The 19,685-nt window shown below is 40.4% G+C and carries 18 protein-coding genes; 15 read left to right on the top strand and 3 right to left on the bottom strand.

Features of this window, described 5'->3' with window-relative positions; translation table 11 throughout:
* Positions 1-10: 10 nt before the first annotated feature.
* Together AC0JIQ_RS15935 and pgi are read left to right on the top strand one after the other, a co-directional pair.
* Positions 11-1,270, top strand: coding sequence for a UDP binding domain-containing protein (locus tag AC0JIQ_RS15935; RefSeq protein ID WP_474202196.1), 1,260 nt, complete (start codon positions 11-13; stop codon positions 1,268-1,270).
* A 2-nt stretch (positions 1,271-1,272) separates the two neighbouring features.
* A complete protein-coding gene (gene pgi / locus AC0JIQ_RS15930; protein ID WP_474202195.1) occupies positions 1,273-2,943 on the top strand; it encodes a glucose-6-phosphate isomerase in 1,671 nt (556 codons plus the stop codon).
* A gap of 62 nt (positions 2,944-3,005) precedes the next feature.
* On the opposite strand, the gene AC0JIQ_RS15925 is transcribed toward pgi, so the two are convergent.
* Both AC0JIQ_RS15925 and AC0JIQ_RS15920 read right to left on the bottom strand, forming a co-directional pair.
* Positions 3,006-4,376: a phosphohexomutase domain-containing protein gene (locus AC0JIQ_RS15925; protein ID WP_474202194.1), complete on the bottom strand. Its 1,371-nt coding sequence runs from the start codon at positions 4,374-4,376 to the stop codon at positions 3,006-3,008.
* A 254-nt stretch (positions 4,377-4,630) separates the two neighbouring features.
* Positions 4,631-5,836, bottom strand: coding sequence for an amino acid aminotransferase (locus AC0JIQ_RS15920; RefSeq protein WP_474202193.1), 1,206 nt, complete (start codon positions 5,834-5,836; stop codon positions 4,631-4,633).
* 443 nt (positions 5,837-6,279) lie between these two features.
* Between AC0JIQ_RS15920 and AC0JIQ_RS15915 the strand changes: the two genes are divergently transcribed.
* The 7 genes from AC0JIQ_RS15915 (at position 6,280) to AC0JIQ_RS15885 (ending at position 14,177) form a co-directional block, all read left to right on the top strand.
* The gene (locus AC0JIQ_RS15915) at positions 6,280-6,990 is read left to right on the top strand and encodes a GntR family transcriptional regulator (protein WP_004665303.1); all 711 of its coding nucleotides are present in this window, start codon (positions 6,280-6,282) and stop codon (positions 6,988-6,990) included.
* Positions 6,983-7,864 (top strand): methylisocitrate lyase, encoded by an 882-nt coding sequence (prpB, locus tag AC0JIQ_RS15910; RefSeq protein ID WP_004956800.1) that lies wholly within the window; start codon positions 6,983-6,985, stop codon positions 7,862-7,864. Before AC0JIQ_RS15915 ends, prpB begins: the two co-directional genes overlap by 8 nt.
* A 98-nt stretch (positions 7,865-7,962) precedes the next feature.
* Entirely contained in the window at positions 7,963-9,120 is a 1,158-nt protein-coding gene (gene prpC / locus AC0JIQ_RS15905; protein ID WP_474202192.1) for a bifunctional 2-methylcitrate synthase/citrate synthase, read from the top strand.
* A complete protein-coding gene (gene acnD / locus AC0JIQ_RS15900; protein ID WP_474202191.1) occupies positions 9,120-11,726 on the top strand; it encodes a Fe/S-dependent 2-methylisocitrate dehydratase AcnD in 2,607 nt (868 codons plus the stop codon). The genes prpC and acnD overlap by 1 nt, the downstream gene beginning before the upstream one ends.
* 82 nt (positions 11,727-11,808) lie before the next feature.
* Positions 11,809-13,218, top strand: coding sequence for a hypothetical protein (locus AC0JIQ_RS15895; protein ID WP_474202190.1), 1,410 nt, complete (start codon positions 11,809-11,811; stop codon positions 13,216-13,218).
* A 111-nt stretch (positions 13,219-13,329) separates the two neighbouring features.
* On the top strand, positions 13,330-13,473 hold the full coding sequence (locus AC0JIQ_RS15890) for a zinc ribbon-containing protein (protein ID WP_004665293.1): 144 nt from the start codon (positions 13,330-13,332) through the stop codon (positions 13,471-13,473).
* Positions 13,474-13,598: 125 nt separating this feature from the next.
* A complete protein-coding gene (locus AC0JIQ_RS15885) occupies positions 13,599-14,177 on the top strand; it encodes a DUF4126 domain-containing protein (protein ID WP_004956784.1) in 579 nt (192 codons plus the stop codon).
* A gap of 65 nt (positions 14,178-14,242) precedes the next feature.
* Here AC0JIQ_RS15885 and AC0JIQ_RS15880 read toward each other — a convergent pair whose 3' ends face one another.
* Positions 14,243-14,602, bottom strand: a complete 360-nt coding sequence (locus tag AC0JIQ_RS15880) for an Mpo1-like protein (protein ID WP_099949383.1) — start codon at positions 14,600-14,602, stop codon at positions 14,243-14,245.
* Between the two features lie 68 nt (positions 14,603-14,670).
* Between AC0JIQ_RS15880 and AC0JIQ_RS15875 the strand changes: the two genes are divergently transcribed.
* From AC0JIQ_RS15875 to AC0JIQ_RS15850, 6 genes are all read left to right on the top strand, one after another.
* Entirely contained in the window at positions 14,671-15,471 is an 801-nt protein-coding gene (locus AC0JIQ_RS15875; RefSeq protein ID WP_474202189.1) for a helix-turn-helix transcriptional regulator, read from the top strand.
* Between the two features lie 119 nt (positions 15,472-15,590).
* Positions 15,591-16,478 (top strand): DMT family transporter, encoded by an 888-nt coding sequence (locus AC0JIQ_RS15870; RefSeq protein ID WP_346511629.1) that lies wholly within the window; start codon positions 15,591-15,593, stop codon positions 16,476-16,478.
* Between the two features lie 561 nt (positions 16,479-17,039).
* Complete coding sequence (locus AC0JIQ_RS15865; protein WP_474202188.1) at positions 17,040-17,492, top strand: hypothetical protein; 453 nt, start codon at positions 17,040-17,042, stop codon at positions 17,490-17,492.
* Between the two features lie 177 nt (positions 17,493-17,669).
* Positions 17,670-18,335: an RluA family pseudouridine synthase gene (locus AC0JIQ_RS15860; protein WP_474202187.1), complete on the top strand. Its 666-nt coding sequence runs from the start codon at positions 17,670-17,672 to the stop codon at positions 18,333-18,335.
* A 194-nt stretch (positions 18,336-18,529) separates the two neighbouring features.
* Complete coding sequence (locus AC0JIQ_RS15855; RefSeq protein WP_474202186.1) at positions 18,530-18,835, top strand: class I SAM-dependent methyltransferase; 306 nt, start codon at positions 18,530-18,532, stop codon at positions 18,833-18,835.
* Positions 18,836-19,073: 238 nt separating this feature from the next.
* Positions 19,074-19,574, top strand: a complete 501-nt coding sequence (locus tag AC0JIQ_RS15850) for a GNAT family N-acetyltransferase (RefSeq protein ID WP_474202185.1) — start codon at positions 19,074-19,076, stop codon at positions 19,572-19,574.
* The last annotated feature ends 111 nt before the right edge of the window (positions 19,575-19,685 follow it).

Here is a 19,685-nt window from a genome sequence, read left to right as displayed (position 1 = left end):
GCATGTAGTTATGAAAGTTGCAATCTTTGGTAATACATTATATGCAGGCGTGATGTCTGCATTATTGTCTGAATCTGGACATTTTGTATATTGGTGTTCCCACCTCAACCCAAGTGAAAATGGTCAGCAATATTCTTTTCATGATGAAAATGTCAGTCACTTACTAGAAAAACAACTTAGTAGTGGATTTCTGATTTATCGTGATTTGGATGGTATTCCTTTAGATATTGACACCTACTTATTTAGTTTCAATCAAACCCAAGAGCAACAAGTTTTTCAACTGTTAGCATTACTAAAACAGCGTCCGATTATTCATCCTAAACTGATGATCAATGCATCCACCTTTGGTTTACATGGGACTGAGCATTTTCAACAAATCCTTTCTGAAGATGACTGGGTCTATTTACCAGATACCATTCAAGAGGGAAATGCGTTACAGAGTCTGACTCAAGCCAAGCAGCTCATAGTCGGATGTACTCAAGCTAATGTTCAGACTAAAGTCAAAGAATTACTTCGCCCTTTTTTCCCTTTGGCACAGCAATATCTATTTATGCCGATTTTAGATGCTGAGTTTACCAAACTCAGTATCTCAGGCATGTTGGCAACACGGATCAGCTATATTAATGATTTGGCCGTGGTTGCTGAGAAACTTGGGATTGATATTGTATCAGTACGTCAGGGTATGGCAGCGGATAACCGTATTGGTTCAGCTTACTTAGCCCCTGGTGCTGGTTTTGGCGGTGAAAATTTTTCTCATGATATTCTGACACTCTCTAATACAGTTGCAAATACAGGTGTTAAAAGCCAATTGCTTGCACAAGTATGGGAAATTAATGAGCAACAAAAAGAAATCTTGTTCCGTAAGTTTTGGAACTATTATCATGGGGATTTACAGGGAAAATCTGTTGCAATTTGGGGTGCTTCTTTTAAAGAAAATACCTCAAGTATTCAGCAATCACCTATTCACCAAATGCTTGCGGCACTGTGGGCGCAAGGCGTAACGGTTTATCTGCATGATCCTCAAGCTTTAGATGAAATAAAGCTAATGTATGGTCAACGTGACGATCTGATTCTTTGTGAAAATCAGTATGATGCGGTAAAAAATGTGTATGGTCTTTGTGTACTCACTGCATGGAAACAATACTGGAGTCCAGCATTCAAACAGCTTGAACAGTTGATGAGGCATCCTTTAATTTTGGATGGTCGCAATATTTATGATCCTGACTATGTCAAAGCACAAGGTTTTGCATATATGGGTGTGGGACGTTAAAGATGATCGAGCAGATTCAGCCTTATGCTGTAAAAGAGCAGACTTCCGTCGAGGAGCACCTGATATCTTTACAACAGCAATTTAAAGAGGTTCATCTAAATACATTATTTGCAGCAGATTCTGCACGCTTTAAACGTTTTTCGGTTGAGTATGACCAAATTGTTTTGGACTTTAGTAAGCATCGTATTGATCAAACTATTTTAAATGGCTTAGTAGACTTAGCTCAGGCACAAGATTTAAAACGGTGGATCAAAAAACTGTTTTCATCTGAGCAGATTAATTATACCGAACATCGTGCAGCGATGCATTGGGCTTTGCGTTTACCTCAATCGGGTTCAGATTTTTCCGAAGTCAATCAACTGGTACAGCAACAGCTGGAGAGAATGTACGCTTTGGTAGATAAAATCCATGCTGGACAGTATCGTGGTGCGACTGGTGAGGTGATTCAAGATGTGGTCAATATTGGAGTCGGGGGTTCTGATCTTGGTCCACTCATGGTGACGCATGCGCTGTCTGACTTTAAGATCGCAACTACAAAACCTTTAAATGTACATTTTGTTTCGACTATGGATGGTAGTCAACTGTCTGAGTTACTGCATCAACTCCGTCCTGAAACAACTCTATTTATTATTTCATCAAAGTCATTCGGTACCATTGATACACTTTCTAATGCGCAAACCGTGCGTCAATGGTTAGAAAAGGCATTGGGGCATAATGACAAGATTCTGCAAAATCATTTTATCGGGGTTTCGACTAAGCCTGACAAGATGACAGAGTGGGGCATTGCTGCTGATAAACAGCTGTTGCTCTGGGATTGGGTCGGGGGGCGTTATTCGTTGTGGTCATGTATTGGTTTACCGATTGCACTGACCATTGGGGTTGAAGGATTTAAGCAACTGCTGGCAGGTGCTTATGCGATTGACCAGCATTTTCAATCAGCGCCATTTCAGCAGAATATTCCTGTTTTGATGGGGCTTTTAGGCGCGTGGAATAATAATTTTCTAGATATCCAGACCCATGCAGTTTTACCCTATGATGGCCGTCTCAAATATTTTGCAGCTTATTTGCAGCAGCTTGAAATGGAATCTAATGGTAAATCGATTCAACGCAATGGAGAAAAGGTCAGTTCAGCCACTTGCCCAATTGTCTGGGGGGAGGTTGGACCTAATGCACAGCATGCGTTCTATCAGTTGTTGCATCAAGGTACACATTCGGTTAGTTGTGACTTTATTGCACCTGTGAAGCGTTATAATGCCAATCAATTCACTTATGCTGAAAGTGCTGAAGCTTTGGTAGAACAGCATCATTTAGCCTTATCAAATTGTTTGGCACAGTCACGTCTATTGGCTTTTGGTAATCAAGCATTGGCAGCCAATGAACTGGAAAACTTACCAGCTTATAAACAATATGAAGGGAATCAACCTAGCTCCACTATTCTACTCAAAGAGCTGAATCCTTATAGCTTAGGGATGTTAATTGCGATGTACGAACATAAGGTTTTTGTGCAGTCGGTATTGTGGAATATTAACCCTTTTGATCAATGGGGGGTTGAAAAAGGCAAAGAAATTGCCAATCAGCTGTTACCGATTTTAAACCGCGAGCAAGATGATCTATCGAGTTTTGATACATCGACCCAAGGTTTGTTAAAAATTTTGTTGAATCAAAAAGAATAGTAATGCGTTGAGCAGATCTATATTTACAACTGAAGCGTAAATATAGATCTGCTTTTTATAGCTTAAGATTGAATCAGTACAGTTAACTCATCCACATAACTTTGCATCGATTGTGGATTCTTATCAGCGCGGCTTTCAATATTTAAACGAAGTAATGGTTCTGTATTTGACGCGCGGACATTCAAACGCCATGCACCAAAATCAAGGCTGACACCATCGGTACGGTCGACTTGCGGATTTTGATCGGCATAATGATCAAAGATCTTTTGTACTGTGGTCTGTGTATCTGCCACCTTAAAGTTGATTTCACCACTGCATGGGAACTTAGCGATCATCTTTTCAACCAGTGTTGAAAGCGATTGGCCTGTTTCCGAGAGCAGGGCGATGGTGAGTAACCAAGGGATCATACCACTGTCACAGTAAGCAAAATCACGGAAATAGTGATGTGCACTCATTTCCCCGCCGTACACGGCATTGTGTTCACGCATGACATCTTTAATGAAAGCATGTCCAGATTTTGACTGTACTGCGATGCCTTGATATTGATCGACGATGTCAAAAGTATTCCAGACTAAACGTGGGTCATGCACAATCTTTTCACCTGATTGTTTGATCAGGAAAGCTTGTGCCAATAAACCAACGATGTAATAGCCCTCGATGAATTGACCTTTTTCATCAAACAGGAAGCAACGGTCAAAGTCACCATCCCATGCAATCCCCATATCTGCATGATGAGCAACTACTGCATCACGGGTACTGTCACGATTTTCAATTAAGATTGGATTTGGAATACCATTTGGAAAAGTGCCATCTGCTTCATGATGAATTTTAATAAATTCAACTGGAATATTGAGTTCTTGAAATTTCTGTTCAATGGCATCAATCACATGACCTGCTGCACCATTGCCAGCATTTACCACCAGCTTAAGGGGTTTAATTTTTTGTGGAACAATATATGTTAATAGGTGATCGATAAACTCAGGCAAAACATTATAGTTTTCAGTTGAACCTTTCTGCTCAACTTCGATAAAAGTACCTGATTCAGCGAGAGCTTGGATGTCTTTTAAGCCTGTATCAGCACTGATTGGACGTGCATTTTCACGAACCAATTTCATGCCATTATAGTCCATTGGATTATGGCTCGCCGTGACTTCAATGCCGCCCTGAACATCAAGATGAAAAGCGCCGAAATAGACTTCTTCAGTACCCGTCATGCCTAAATCTAGAACATTGACACCCGCATCATTGAGACCTTGAATGGTTGCTTGTTTTAAACCTTCACTACTCAGACGGATGTCACAACCAATCACCACTTTTTTAGGTTGGTAGATTTGTCCGTATGCACGACCAATTTTATACGCGATTTCTTCATTCAATTCTGTGCCTAATTTTCCGCGAATATCGTAGGCTTTAAAGCAAGTCAGTTGAGTCATTTTGAGAAGAGCTATTTGTAGTTTGTTAATGTTTTGCAGTATACAAAGAGATAGAGGAGTTGAACATTCATAGATACACATTTAATGAGGAAGAGGTTTCTATATGCTTGGGTTTAATGGTCAATTTTTAAGTTAGATCGCTTCGATTTTATAAAAAATAAAAAAAGTTGTTTCACGTGAAACAACCTTTTTGATCCATAATGCCTCCCTTTTAAAAGGGAGATGAGGAGCGAATATAGCTCCGCAAGGGGATTTTAAGCTGATTTTGCTAGAACTTCAGCCATTGCTGAAGCAACTTTATAAATATTATTCATATTTAAACCAGCAACACAGATACGACCACTACGTACAAGGTAAATTGCATATTCTTCACGTAAGGTGTCGACTTGCTCACCTGTCAAACCTGTGTAGCTGAACATACCTTTTTGGTTTACAAGGTAGCTAAAGTCACGGTCAGGGAGTGCTTTAGTCAGTTCATCTTTTAAGATGCTACGCATTTTGATAATACGCTCACGCATCTCTTTGACTTCGCCTTGCCATTGTTGATTCAGATCAGCGTCATTTAACACTTGATCAACCAACCATGCACCAGTTGTTGGTGGACTAGAGTATATACGACGTACCGTTGCTTTTAACTGACCGAATGTGCATTTTGCTGCTTCAGCATCATCACACACGAAAGTTAAACCACCAACACGCTCACCATAAAGAGAGAAGATTTTAGAGAACGAGTTGCTTACGATGAAGTTCAAACCAGCTTGGTCTAAAGCACGAATTGCATAAGCATCTTGTTCCATGCTATCGCCAAATCCTTGGTAAGCGATGTCGAGGAATGGAATCAAGTTACGCTCTTTTAATACCGCAATCACTTGATCCCACTGTGCTGGGTTTAGATCCGCACCTGTCGGGTTATGACAGCAAGGGTGTAACAACACGATGCTTTGCTCTGGCAAAGTTTTTAATGTCGACAACATGCCATCAAAATCAACGCCACGTGTTTCAGCATCGAAATATGGATAGTAGTTGCTCTTGATGCCAGCACCATTGAAGATCGCAACATGGTTATCCCACGTTGGCTGGCTCACCCAAACTTCTGAATTTGGGAAATAAGTTTTTAAGAAATCTGCACCGACTTTTAATGCACCTGAACCACCCAATGTTTGAATCGTTGCAACACGACCTTGTTGAATAGCAGGGCTGTTTGTGCCAAACAATAGAGCTTGAATTGCGTCACGGTAAGGCTTAAAGCCTTCCATTGGAAGATAAAGTTTGGTTTTATCATTTTTAGGTGCAATACGTTTTTGCGCTTCGATAATGGTATCAAGCTGAGGAACGATACTGTCTTCGTTATAGTACAAACCAATACTTAGATTAACCTTTTCAGCGCGTGGATCAGCATTAAACTGTTCCATTAAAGAGAGAATTGGGTCGCCTGCATAAGGTGGGATATGTTGAAACATTAACAATGTCCTTTTATTCAACAAGGTGCATGGATGTGTCTTGCGGAGCATGACTCCAGATGCCCAATAATGTACCAATAAAGCGTCTATGAAGCACGCTGTTATTTACATTTCTGGTGCAGTATTTACTTACAAAAATTCGTATAAAATCGATCGATTATAAGGATTGTCTACAATCAAGCTGTCATACCATGGTCGTAGCATACGTAATATAAATACTGGGAAAAATGCCTTGAATCAATCGAAATAAAGTACTTAAATTTTAGTAAGAATATGTTTTATATATAATTATTTTATATTTTTAGTACCTTTTTCAGAACATTCTATTGTGAGTCAAGCGAATAGTATTGACTGGATCAGTCTATTTTATTGTCGACAATCCTATTGCATTTTTTCTTCTATCTCGTTATAAAATCATCAAAACTGTAGAGATTGTCGACAATATGCAAGATACCCTTGTTCCTCAAGCCATCAGCACAAGTCAGAGTATTACCCTGACGGAACATGTATTTAAGCAAATTCAATCAGCAATCGTGTTAGGACAAATTCCTGCGGGCAGCAAGATTTCAGAACCCGAGTTGGCACGTATTTACGGGATTAGTCGTGGTCCATTACGCGAGGCGATTCATCGTCTTGAAGGGCAGAGATTGGTTGAGCGTACGGCACATGTCGGTGCACGCGTGGTGTCACTGTCACTACAACAGTTTCAAGAACTCTATCAGATTCGCGCTTCGCTTGAGGGTTTAGCCTGTAAGTTGGCTGCACAGCATATTGATAAAAAACAAATTTTAGCATTGCGTGATGTACTGCGAATGCATGCTGAAGATGAAAATTTTAAAGCAGGTAAGGGCTATTATCTGCAAGAAGGCCAAGACGATTTCCATTACTGCATTATTAAAAGCAGTGGCAATAAAACCCTCGAAAAAATGTTATGTGATGAGCTGTATCACCTCATCCGTATGTATCGAATTCAATTTTCAAATACCCCTGATCGACCAAGCAAAGCTTGGGATGAACATATCCGCATTTTAGATGCGATCGCAGAAGGTGACGGTGAGCTTGCTGAAATGCTAATGCACCGTCACATCAATGCATCCTACAAAATTGTTGAGCAAACATTGCTGCAAACCCAAGGAGAACATCAACATGGCTAAATCTGCTGGTCAGCTATTCCGCGACGCGGTCGCAAATGAAAAACCATTACAAGTGGTCGGTGCGATTAACGCCAACCATGCATTGTTAGCAAAACGTGCAGGCTATAAAGCAATTTATTTGTCAGGTGGTGGTGTTGCCGCAGGTTCGTTAGGTTTACCTGATTTAGGGATTAGTAACCTTGATGATGTATTGACGGATGTACGCCGTATTACTGATGTCTGTGATCTCCCATTATTGGTTGATGTGGATACAGGTTTTGGTGCTTCAGCATTCAACATTGCACGTACCACTAAATCAATGATTAAGTTCGGTGCAGCAGCAATGCACATCGAAGACCAAGTGGGTGCAAAGCGTTGTGGACACCGTCCAAACAAAGCAATCGTGACCCAACAAGAAATGGTTGATCGTATTAAAGCTGCGGTTGATGCTCGTACCGATGAAAGTTTTGTGATTATGGCGCGTACCGATGCTTTAGCGGTAGAAGGCCTACAAGCAGCGATTGATCGTGCAGGTGCTTACATTGAAGCAGGTGCGGATATGTTATTTCCTGAAGCGATCACTGAATTGGCAATGTACAAGCAGTTTGCTGATCTGACTAAAGTTCCAGTATTAGCAAACATTACTGAATTTGGTTCTACACCATTATTCACGACTGAAGAGTTGGCTTCTGCGGATGTAAGCATTGCGTTGTATCCACTTTCAGCATTCCGTGCGATGAATAAAGCGGCAGAAAATGTGTATGTGACTTTGCGTCAAGAAGGCACACAGAAGAACGTTGTTGACACCATGCAAACCCGTCAAGAATTGTATGAACGCATTAACTACCATGCATTTGAACAATACCTAGATGGAACTTTCGCGAAGAATAAATAAGTCAAACAATCTCCCCTACGCCCTCTTTGGAAAGAGGGATTTAGGGAGATTAAGAACTTTATAAGTTTTACCCCAAAGATATAAAAAAGGACAATCTTATGAGCAGTAATGAAACTCCAACAGGCTTCAAGCCAAAAAAATCAGTTGCGTTAAGTGGTCAAGTTGCAGGTAATACAGCACTTTGTACCGTAGGTCGTAGTGGTAATGACTTGCACTACCGTGGTTATGACATTCTAGACCTTGCAGTGGGTAGCGAATTTGAAGAAGTTGCGCACTTGCTTGTACATGGCAAACTGCCCAACAAAGCTGAGCTGAAAGCCTATAAAGCAAAACTGAAAGCACTTCGTGGCTTACCAGCAGCATTGAAAACTGCACTTGAGCAGTTACCGCCATCTGCACACCCAATGGATGTGATGCGTACGGGCGTTTCAGTTCTAGGTTGTTTAACGCCTGAACATGAAGACCACAATGAAGCAGGTGCGAAAGATATCGCTGATAAATTGATGGCAAGCTTGGGTTCAATGTTGTTGTATTGGTACCACTTCAGCAACAACGGTCGTCGTATCGAAGTTGAAACGAATGATGATTCAATCGCTGCGCATTTCCTCCATTTACTGCATGGCGAAGCGCCATCTGAAGAATGGATTCAAGCAATGCATACGTCTTTGATTCTGTATGCTGAGCATGAATTCAACGCTTCTACATTTACTTCACGTGTTGTTGCAGGTACAGGTTCAGACATGTACTCAGCAATTACAGGTGGTATTGGTGCGTTGCGTGGTCCAAAACATGGTGGTGCGAACGAAGTTGCATTTGTGATTCAACAGCGTTATGACAACGCTGATGAAGCAGAAGCAGACATCCGTAGCCGTGTAGAGAAAAAAGAAGTGATCATTGGTTTTGGTCACCCTGTTTATACCATCTCTGATCCACGTAACGAAGTGATCAAAAAAGTTGCGTATGACCTTGCTGAAGCGCAAGAGAACAACAAGATGTACCTCATCGCTGAGCGTTTAGAGTCAGTAATGAAAGAAGTGAAAAATATGTTCCCGAACCTCGATTGGTTCAGCGCGGTGAGCTATCACTTGATGGGTGTTCCAACTGCAATGTTCACTCCATTATTCGTAATCGCTCGTACAGCGGGTTGGTCAGCACACGTGATTGAACAACGTCAAGACGGTAAGATCATTCGCCCAAGCGCGAACTACACTGGTCCTGAAAACTTAGAATTCAAACCATTGGCGGAGCGTGGTTAATGTCAAATCAATACCGTAAACCGCTGGCAGGTACCCAGCTCGAATACTATGACGTGCGTCAAGCCGTTGAAGATATTCAGCCAGGCGCATATGAAACTTTGCCATACACATCTAAAGTGTTGGCAGAGCAGCTTGTACGTAAAGCTGATGCAGAAAACTTAACTGATTATTTAAAGCAATTGATTGAACGCCGTCAGGACATGGATTTTCCTTGGTATCCTGCACGTGTGGTATGTCATGACATCTTAGGTCAAACCGCACTCGTCGACCTTGCTGGCTTACGTGATGCGATTGCTGACAAAGGTGGCGATCCTTCTAAAGTCAATCCAGTGGTTCCAACTCAATTGATCGTCGATCACTCTTTGGCGGTGGAATTTGGTGGTTTTGATCCTGACGCGTTTGAGAAAAACCGCGCAATTGAAGATCGTCGCAACGAAGACCGTTTCCACTTTATCGAGTGGACCAAGACTGCATTTAAAAATGTTGACGTGATCCCTGCAGGCAACGGCATCATGCATCAGATCAACTTGGAGAAAATGTCTCCAGTGATTCAAAACCGTGATGGCTTGGCTTTCCCTGATACCTGTGTGGGTACAGATTCACATACACCACATACTGATGCACTTGGTGTAATTTCAATTGGCGTGGGTGGTTTAGAAGCTGAAAACGTGATGTTGGGTCGTGCATCTTGGATGCGTCTTCCAGACATTATCGGTGTTGAGCTAGTCGGTCAGCGTCAAGCAGGCATCACGGCTACGGATATCGTATTGGCACTCACTGAATTCTTACGTAAAGAACGTGTCGTTGGTGCATATCTTGAGTTCTTCGGTGAAGGCGCAGACACCATGTCGATTGGTGACCGTGCAACCATCTCGAACATGACACCTGAATACGGTGCAACGGCTGCGATGTTCTACATCGACCAAAATACGATTGATTATTTACGCCTGACAGGTCGTGAAGATGCACAAGTGGCATTGGTTGAGCAATATGCCAAAGAAATCGGCCTTTGGGCATCGGATATGACCAAAGCGCAGTACCCACGTGTACTTCGTTTCGATCTTTCAACAGTCACTCGTAACATTGCAGGTCCATCAAACCCACATGCACGTGTATCTACTGCTGACTTGAAAGAAAAAGGTATCGCTGGCGTTGTTGAAAACCGTACTGATGGTTTAATGCCTGATGGCGCGATCATCATTGCTGCAATTACCTCATGTACCAATACCTCTAACCCACGTAACACGGTGGCAGCAGGTCTATTGGCACGTAAAGCCAATGAACTCGGGTTGGTACGTAAACCTTGGGTGAAATCATCATTTGCACCAGGTTCGAAGGCAGCTGCGCTGTATCTTGAAGAAGCAGGCGTGTTGGGTGATCTTGAGAAACTTGGTTTTGGTATCGTGGCTTATGCATGTACCACCTGTAACGGTATGTCAGGTGCGCTTGATCCCGTGATTCAACAAGAAATCATTGACCGTGATTTGTATGCGACAGCGGTACTTTCGGGGAACCGTAACTTCGATGGTCGTATCCATCCTTATGCAAAACAAGCGTTCTTGGCATCGCCTCCACTGGTAGTGGCGTATGCGATTGCAGGAACGATTCGCTTTGACATCGAAACTGATTCTCTTGGAAATGACAAAGATGGTAATCCAATTTACCTGAAAGATATTTGGCCATCGGATGCTGAAATTGATGCTTTAGTTAAAGAATCAGTCAAGCCTGAGCAGTTCCGTAAAATCTACATTCCAATGTTTGATTTGGGTGTGAATGAAGAAGCGGCAAGCCCATTGTATGACTGGCGTCCAATGAGTACCTATATTCGTCGTCCACCGTATTGGGAAGGCGCATTGGCTGCACCACGTACTTTGACTAACATGCGTCCACTTGCGATCTTGGGTGATAACATCACGACTGACCATTTGTCGCCTTCAAATGCGATCATGATGGATTCGGCTGCGGGTGAATACCTACACAAAATGGGCGTACCTGAAGAAGACTTCAACTCATACGCGACACACCGTGGTGACCATTTGACTGCACAACGTGCAACATTTGCCAACCCGAAATTGTTTAATGAAATGGTGGTTCGTTCAGACGGCACGATTAAACAAGGTTCAAAAGCGCGTGTAGAGCCTGAAGGCGAAGTGATGCGTATGTGGGAAGCGATTGAAACTTACATGAACCGTAAGCAACCGTTGATCATTGTTGCAGGTGCGGATTATGGTCAAGGTTCAAGCCGTGACTGGGCAGCCAAAGGTGTTCGTCTTGCAGGTGTTGAAGCGATCGTGGCTGAAGGCTTTGAGCGTATTCACCGTACTAACTTAGTGGGTATGGGCGTGTTACCGCTTGAGTTTAAACCAGGTGTGAACCGTAAGACGTTGAAGTTAGATGGTACAGAGTTGTATAGCGTGATTGGTAATATCTCACCGCGTTCGACTTTGACTTTAGTGATTGAGCGTTCAACTGCTGATGGTAAAGAAGAAATTCTTGAAGTGCCTGTAACTTGCCGTTTAGATACAGAAGAAGAAGTTTCTGTGTATGAAGCGGGTGGTGTATTACAGCGTTTTGCGCAAGACTTTTTAGAAGGTCAAGTGGCCTAAGACTTTAGCTAAAAGTAATTGATATTGTTAAAAAAAGACCCTATCTTGATGATGGGGTTTTTTGCTTTTTATTGAGAATATTATGACAAATCAGTTAACAATAACGAATAGTGTAATTAGTGTTGTAGATGGATTAAGTACTGCGCTGAATACTTATCTATCAGAATTAGGACTTCCTACAGAAAATGTATTAGTAGATTTACCTGAAAGAAGAAAAATAATTAATAACTTACCTGATGTTATTAATGGTATTGAATCTACAAAAAGACAGAACTCATTATATCTATCGAAATTTATTGCTGCCTGTGGAGCAGGATTATTTGATGCTGCTTTAAATTTTATTTGGGATGAAACAGTTGTTAATCTTAGAGTTAAAATTATTCGTTTTGATTTAGAATATTTTTATGACAGCGTAGTAACTGAACCAACGAGAAGAGCTAAGTTAAAAGATGAATCAGACCTAGTAAAAATAGAAGAGTGGGAGTTAATTCGAGGTTGTCATGTAACTGGTATTTTATCTGATATCGGTTTCAAGCATTTAGACTATATTCGTGATATGAGAAATTGGGCAAGTGCTGCTCACCCAAACCAGAATCAATTAACTGGTTTTCAATTGATAGCATGGTTAGAAACATGTATCAATGAGGTTATTGCCAAAGAACCTGAGGCAGCCGCTGTTGAGGTTAAGAGAGTTTTAACAAGCATTCGTAACAATACTCTTACTTCGTCTGATGCAGAACCAATAAAAGCAGGATTTGAGTATCTGCCTTTGGACTTGGTATCATCGTTATTGAGAACGTTATTTGGTATGTATACGACTGAAAAAACTGCAGCAAATGTTAGAGCGAATATTCACTTAATAGCTGCAAAATGTTGGATTCTTGCACCAGATGAAGCTAAATACGAATGCGGATTGAAATATAGTACTTTTGCTGCAAATGGTGAGCTGGGAAGGAAAGAGCTAGCTAAGAGCTTTTTAACAGTAGTACATGGTCTTCCATATTTGCCATCAGATACATTAGCTTTGGAAATTTCTGAAAAAATTCAGAATCTATATATAGCTCATCATGGAATAAATAATTTTTATAATGAGCCTGCACATGCTAAATCTTTGTCTTCTTATGTTTCAGATACAGGTACTGTTCCAGATTCTGTTCGATATAATTATGTTAAAACAGTTGTTATGGCAAAAATTGGTAACGGATATGGAACATCAAATATGGCAGAAACTTATTATGATGAGATGATTAGTAAATTTGGTGAACCTGAGTTAAAAGATCTTGTGAGGTTGGTATTAAATACTGAGTTTTCAGCTAGACTACACCTTTCATCCTGTGCGAATAATTTTAAACATTTAATTGGGGTGCTTACATCAAAAAGTTCTAATCAAATTACTTTACAAGCATTAAATCGACTTTCAAAAGCGACACAACAACAATTGCCAATACTAATTTCTGATACTCAATATCAACAACTTATAAGAAGCTATTGAATTTATAGGATTAGTAAATTTGCCATCACCATTTGTCAGAAAGGTCAATAAATAATCAAAACTATCACGCTATAGTATATGAACCATTTCTAAAATCTATGGAGAACAAAGATGGTTACTGCTGGCGAAAGACCTGGAACTGGCTTCTATTTTTGTGTCCAATGCGGACATCGCACCTATTTAGAAATTGGTACTGATCGTTTACCTCCGTGTACCAAATGCCTTGGCAATCAATTCAACAGCAAGAATGCCTAAGCCGCAAACACCAAACAGTTACCCACTGTTTTGATGAAAGCCCTGTCACTCGATAGGGCTTTTTTGTTACTGTAAAATATGAAATAACAAGATAGCGATATCTGACAAAAATAAGGAAAACCCAGATGGAAACAATTTTAGGACTTTGTATTGGCGTAGGATTAAGCGCAGCCTGTGGTTTTCGTGTCTTTGTTCCTTTATTGGTGATGAGCATTGCAACCCTGATGGGCTGGTATGAACCTGCAAAAGGCTTTGAATGGTTAGCGATCCCTGCCGTATGCGCTGCACTTGGATTTGCAACCATCTGTGAAATCGCAGCTTATTATGTGCCGTGGGTCGATAATCTCTTGGATACCATTGCCACGCCTGCTGCTGTAGTGGCAGGCACACTCAGTACGATGGCGGTCAGTAGTGGAGAAATGTCACAGTTTGCGACGTGGGCAGCCGCGCTGATCGTGGGTGGTGGAACAGCAGGTGTGGTGCAAATGAGTACGGTAGCTGCTCGTGGCGTTTCAACAGCAACCACTGGTGGACTGGGTAATTTCGTGGTGGCAACAGGTGAGTTGATTGGCTCGATTGTCTTGTCGATCTTGGCATTTGTGATGCCTGTTGTGATTACGGTATTTGTGATTATTCTCGTGATTGTGGTCGCACGTTGGGTGAGCCAAAAAAAACAAGAAAAGATCAGTCATTCAACATCGTGAGTTTTTAAATTCAGTACAATCAGGAAACTTAGCCCTAATTTTATAACCTAAGTTTCCTATATTTATTACCACTTCACACGTTTTAATAAGATATCTTTATACATAATAAAATCGCAAGCGAGGCTAAAGAATGGCTGCTTAAAGGTTGCAGGTTTATTATGCTCATAAAAAAAATGACCTACCCACGCAAAGCCATATCCCACTACAGGCAAAGCCCAAAGTAATTTGGCATTTCCAGTTGCAATAGATGCAGCAGCGATACCAATCACGCAACTTGTCCCCACGAAATGTAGACGACGACAAGTCGCATTTTCATGTTGCGAAAGATAAAAAGGATAAAATTCAGCAAGGGTTTTATAACGAACTTCACTGGCTTCCATCTGCACAGTATTGTTTTTCATCAGTTCTTGAGTATTGTGAGACATACGACTATTCCTTTCTTTTAAAGTCGTCTTCATTTTGAACATTCCACCCGAAATGGTCTTGAACGAATATGCTATCTCCACACACCGAATTAGACTCGCCCACACCGCATAAAAGCTTGGTCTATGCATGGGATGGCGTGATTGTTTATGTGACTCAAGATCATTTGAATAAAGCACATGCACATTTTCCAGCACTATTACAAATCGGTTTGGGCACTGCTTTTACGTTGGCTGTTGAAGATCAACCTGCCCGCTATTATGAAATTGTGGTGATGGCACCTAATATTAGCCACAGTACCGATTCACAGAATCAACCTTATATTGCGATTTTGATTGATCCTGATCATGAGCTTTATGCTTATCTGCATCCTTTATTGAATGGACAAGCATTTTGTTCTTTGCCTGCTGCTCGACTTAAATCTTATCAAAAACAGTTTCAGCAATTGATGACCGCTCAACTCTGCTTAGAACAAGTAAAGCAATTGCTGATGGATGTGTTATTGGCACTCAATCCTCAGCCATTATTGGCTTTACCATGGGATCAACGAATTCAACTCGCTTGTGAATACATTAAATGCTGTGTGCCTCATCAAATTCCAACTATCGCAGATGTTGCGCTACAGGTTGGGCTATCAGAGTCACGTTTGATGCATCTGTTTAGTCAGCAACTCGGACTTTCCATGCGGCAATATATCTTGTGGTTGCGTATCCGCTATGCCATCAAGCTGTGGATGCAGGGCAAAACTTTGATTGAGATAGCGGTTGAATCAGGCTTTTCAGATCAAGCACATTTCACCCGAACTTTACGTCGTATGGTGGATTTTGCCCCATCGATGTTGAAAGCCAATACCGTATTTATGAGTGCTTGATGATTTAAGTAGAAAGCACTTTTTCAAGTTGAAAAGAATCTATTTTTCCAAAGCGATGCTCGAAAAATCACAATGAAACGAGTAAATTACACACACATTTTGATAGTGCGTTGGCGTTTATGGCTTTTACTTGGATTCTATTCACGATCATGGCTGCATTTATGCAGGCGTGGCGCAACGCATTTCAAAAACAGCTCAGTACCACAGTCGATGCTTATGGTACGACATTGGCCCGATTTATCTTTTCTCCGATTTTTGCGTTTAGTTATTTAGCATTCCTTTATCTGCATCAACCTGTCACTGCTCAAGTCCATTTTTCCAATACATTCTGGCTTTATGTAGTGATTGCAGGAATCAGCCAAATTTTTGCGACAGCGTTGATGGTGAAACTATTTCAACAAAAGAATTATGCGATTGGTATCGGGTTGGCTAAAAGTGAAGCGATTTTGGCAGCCTTGATTGCAGTGGTTTTTCTACAGGAACGGTTGACTACTTGGGGCTGGGTTGGTGTATTGATTGGGGCAATCGCAGTTTTTTTATTGAGTAAAGGTCGACATAGTACGCAACTTTCCTTCAATACTTTAATCATTGGTTTAGGCAGTGGTTTATGTTTCGCCATTACTTCACTTCTGGTACGTGAAGCCAGTTTAGAGCTGAGCATGTTGCCATTTTTGCATCGTGCAGGATGGGTGTTGTGCAGTTTGATTAGTTTTCAGTGCATCGCATTATTACTGTATTTGGGAATCTTTAGTCGCAGTACGCTGTATAACATGTGGCAACGTCTTGGTCTGACTTTTCGTGTGAGTGTTTGCAGTTTTTTAGCATCTGTGGGGTGGTTCAGTGCCATGAGTATGCAAACTGTGGCGATTGTGAAAACACTGGGTCAGGTCGAAATTCTATTTAGTTTACTGATCTCTGCATTTTTCTTTAAAGAAAAGTTAGCAAAGACGGATCATTTAGGATTATGGCTGGTAATTGTGGCAGCCATTATGGTCATCTGGGCATAAATTTAGGTTTTAAATGAAAAAATACACATCTAAATTGGAATATATTGAAATTTAAATGAGCTATTTTTTATTGAAATGGAAAATAATTCTCATTGTGGGATGAGATATGCGAAATTATTTCATTAGTGGCGAAAAATACCAGTTTTTAGGAAAACAATCCCGCACTGATCTGCCTAAACTATGTCTCAAGGGTGTGAAAGGGATCGAAAAGAGTAGCATGCACCGATGCTTATAAAGCAAGTGTGTACAAACCCAAAAGGTCTCGATTCGGCTTAGGACGCTATAGATCAAAAGTCTATAGGCAAAGGTTATGGCTTACAAAGTCATAGGTGTTGAAGTAAACAACATGTTTTCCCTTGATACCCTAAAAAATTTAATATAAACAGAATATGACCAATCAGATATAAATAATAAAAACCCGATCAATGAATTTAAATATAAGTGTGAAATATGTCTTAGAATATTTATTTTTTGAATATAAACTCCTGTTTTTATAATAAAAAACAAAATGATATAATTGAAACTAGAAAATTGATCATATTGGAAGAGGTCATAAAAATAATGAAAGAATTCGATCTTAAAATACGTTATCCGCATCAAACTAATCGAAATGAAGCTGATCATTTGGGTGCTTTTGATTTAGAAACGATCGTTTCTCGTTTCGATGAGATGGGATGGCGTCAGCAATTGGTTCGTCAGTTACAGCTAGATGGTGCAAGTACCAGTTTTATTGTACGAGATGATTACACTGAACAAACCTTACGCATCACAATAGATGCCTTTTCACAAACACAGCAGCTTGAATTTAAATTAGAAAGCGATATTCCTGTGTTTATTCCTAAAAAAGATTTATTCGGATTGGTGACACGTAAGAGCAAAGACACAATTTCTTTTAATCATTTAACGTTGAGTCGTGCGAAAGAATATTTGATTACTTTTTTAAATCGAGACATTGCAACTTTAGAGCAGCTGTATAAAGACAGTTTAAATAAAGCCATAAAAACAGCATCATAAAAATATACGAGTTAATGTCGCAACAATAATAATCAAAACAGACAACGGCATTAACTCTAGACATCTTCAATAGCATTTCAATAAAACAAGTTCTCTGTTCAGGATTTCATCTCAAAATTCGTTTTTGGCTGAGAAGTCGCTATAATTGCCACGCTTTATTTAGAACCTTTACTGCTCATGCCCCTAAATGACAACTTTATTTATCTACCGCCACAAGATCCTCTTGAGATGATCTATGAGGATGAAGATTTAGTGGTGATTAATAAGCCAGCAGGGCTATTGTCGGTCATGGGGCGTTTGCCTGAACATCAAGATAGTGCGTATTTGCGCGTTTTAGCACAATATCCTTCTGCTAAAGTGACACATCGTTTAGATATGGCAACATCAGGATTGTTGATGTTCGCGAAGCATAGAGATGCTGAAGTTGCGGTTAGCAAAATGTTCCAAGCACGAACGGTTAAAAAATATTATGTGGCACTTGTGCAAGGACAGATTCAGCAAGACGGCAGTGTGGAAGTGCCCTTGATAACAGATTGGGAAAATCGTCCTCGTCAGATGGTGCATTTTGAATTGGGAAAGCCTGCCAAAACGCTATTCCAATCGATTGAGTATGATGTGACAACAGATCAAAGCAGAGTGCGTTTAGAACCAGTGACAGGACGCTCACATCAGCTTCGTGTACATATGATGCATATCGGACATCCCATTATGGGCGATAAACTTTATCATCCTGAACCTGCCAAATTCCATTTTAAACGTATGGCATTGCATGCCACCTATCTTGCTTTCCAACATCCATTAAAACAATCTGCAATCGAGCTTGAGTCGGTAGTTCCTTTTTAAAGTATGCTCACACCAACATTCTCAAAGAAAAGCATAGTATGGCTAGTCAAATTTGAAGATCTATAATAGATTATAAAATCATATAATGTTTTGAGCCTTTGAATGAATCAAGAATTAGTAAGACATTGGAAAATATTTACACCGCTAAACAACCCACTGAACTCAGTTGGTTTTAGGCTCAAGCAGAAACTTCGTTGCAATTAATTGAATCTGCACATCTAAATGCCAATGCACAGATCATTGATGTGGGTGGTGGGGCTTCTGTGTTGGTTGACCATTTGCTGATACAAGGATTTGCACACATCACCGTTTTAGATTTAGCTGAGGCTGCTCTCCAGCGAAGTCAGCAACGTCTAGGCGTAAATGCAGATCAAGTAAATTGGCTTGTAGCAAATGTATTAGATGTTAACTTTAGCGCAGCGCAGTTTGGCTTATGGCATGATCGTGCAGTTTTCCATTTCTTAATTACGGATCAGGATAGACAGCAATATTTAGCATAGATGTTACATGCGTTGAAATCAGGTGCTTATCTAGCAATCTCCACTTTTGCAGAAGATAGCGCATTAAAATGTAGTGGCTTAGATCTACAGCGCTATAGTCCGCAGCAGCTCATTGTTTTTTTGGATCAATTGAATTTGACGTGATTCATCAAGGCAAAGCACTTCATATGACACCAGCAGGAAATCAGCAAAAATTTAGTTATGTGCTTTTGCGAAAAAAATAAGGAGTCGTATCTTGATGATCTTTTCTAGCATAGACATATTGCAATGGTCTGAGCTATCAGATTTAAACCAAAAACAATTAAAAGAATTATTACTTAACGCTGACCCAGATTGGCAACAGGTTCTTAACTATCTGCCAGATGTCAGCTTATTTATCATGTTCAATCGGCAGCAGGATATGATTGCAGAACTTTGTTTATTGCAGTGTAATCACGATGAGTTTGAAATTAAAAATTTAAGTGTCAGACAAGATCATCAAGGTTTGGGTTTAGCCAAATTATTAATCAGTCAAGCAATTGAATATGTGAAAAAAACTTTTGGGAGCAAGGTCTGGGTTAAAACTGGAAATTCTAGCCTTAATCAACTAGCGCTTTATCAAAAATGTGGTTTTCGTATGTCGCATATTCAACGAGATGCATTTAAATCCTATCCTGAACCGATTTATGAGCAGGGTATTCGCTGTATTGATCAGGTGGTGCTGTCAATTCAATTGGATGTGATGGATACGAGTAGTTAAAAATTTCTATCCTTTTTTGATGATAATATAATTGTTGCGTCTAAAAACTGACATAAAAATAGGTTAATCTATAGCCAATAATGATATCAAAACATAACAAAGGATATTGAT

The organism is Acinetobacter sp. FB (assembly GCF_056033405.1).
This window is presented reverse-complemented; position numbering and strand designations above follow the sequence as displayed.

Coding starts and splice junctions, on each gene's coding strand:
- prpB (WP_004956800.1), top strand. CDS start 6,983: ATGGCTAAATCTGCTGGTCAGCTATTCCGCGACGCGGTCGCAAATGAA.
- AC0JIQ_RS15865 (WP_474202188.1), top strand. CDS start 17,040: ATGAAAGAATTCGATCTTAAAATACGTTATCCGCATCAAACTAATCGA.
- AC0JIQ_RS15885 (WP_004956784.1), top strand. CDS start 13,599: ATGGAAACAATTTTAGGACTTTGTATTGGCGTAGGATTAAGCGCAGCC.
- AC0JIQ_RS15915 (WP_004665303.1), top strand. CDS start 6,280: ATGCAAGATACCCTTGTTCCTCAAGCCATCAGCACAAGTCAGAGTATT.
- AC0JIQ_RS15850 (WP_474202185.1), top strand. CDS start 19,074: ATGATCTTTTCTAGCATAGACATATTGCAATGGTCTGAGCTATCAGAT.
- AC0JIQ_RS15875 (WP_474202189.1), top strand. CDS start 14,671: ATGCTATCTCCACACACCGAATTAGACTCGCCCACACCGCATAAAAGC.
- AC0JIQ_RS15920 (WP_474202193.1), bottom strand. CDS start 5,836: ATGTTTCAACATATCCCACCTTATGCAGGCGACCCAATTCTCTCTTTA.
- pgi (WP_474202195.1), top strand. CDS start 1,273: ATGATCGAGCAGATTCAGCCTTATGCTGTAAAAGAGCAGACTTCCGTC.
- AC0JIQ_RS15860 (WP_474202187.1), top strand. CDS start 17,670: ATGCCCCTAAATGACAACTTTATTTATCTACCGCCACAAGATCCTCTT.
- prpC (WP_474202192.1), top strand. CDS start 7,963: ATGAGCAGTAATGAAACTCCAACAGGCTTCAAGCCAAAAAAATCAGTT.
- AC0JIQ_RS15890 (WP_004665293.1), top strand. CDS start 13,330: ATGGTTACTGCTGGCGAAAGACCTGGAACTGGCTTCTATTTTTGTGTC.
- AC0JIQ_RS15935 (WP_474202196.1), top strand. CDS start 11: ATGAAAGTTGCAATCTTTGGTAATACATTATATGCAGGCGTGATGTCT.
- acnD (WP_474202191.1), top strand. CDS start 9,120: ATGTCAAATCAATACCGTAAACCGCTGGCAGGTACCCAGCTCGAATAC.
- AC0JIQ_RS15870 (WP_346511629.1), top strand. CDS start 15,591: ATGGCTTTTACTTGGATTCTATTCACGATCATGGCTGCATTTATGCAG.
- AC0JIQ_RS15895 (WP_474202190.1), top strand. CDS start 11,809: ATGACAAATCAGTTAACAATAACGAATAGTGTAATTAGTGTTGTAGAT.
- AC0JIQ_RS15925 (WP_474202194.1), bottom strand. CDS start 4,376: ATGACTCAACTGACTTGCTTTAAAGCCTACGATATTCGCGGAAAATTA.
- AC0JIQ_RS15880 (WP_099949383.1), bottom strand. CDS start 14,602: ATGTCTCACAATACTCAAGAACTGATGAAAAACAATACTGTGCAGATG.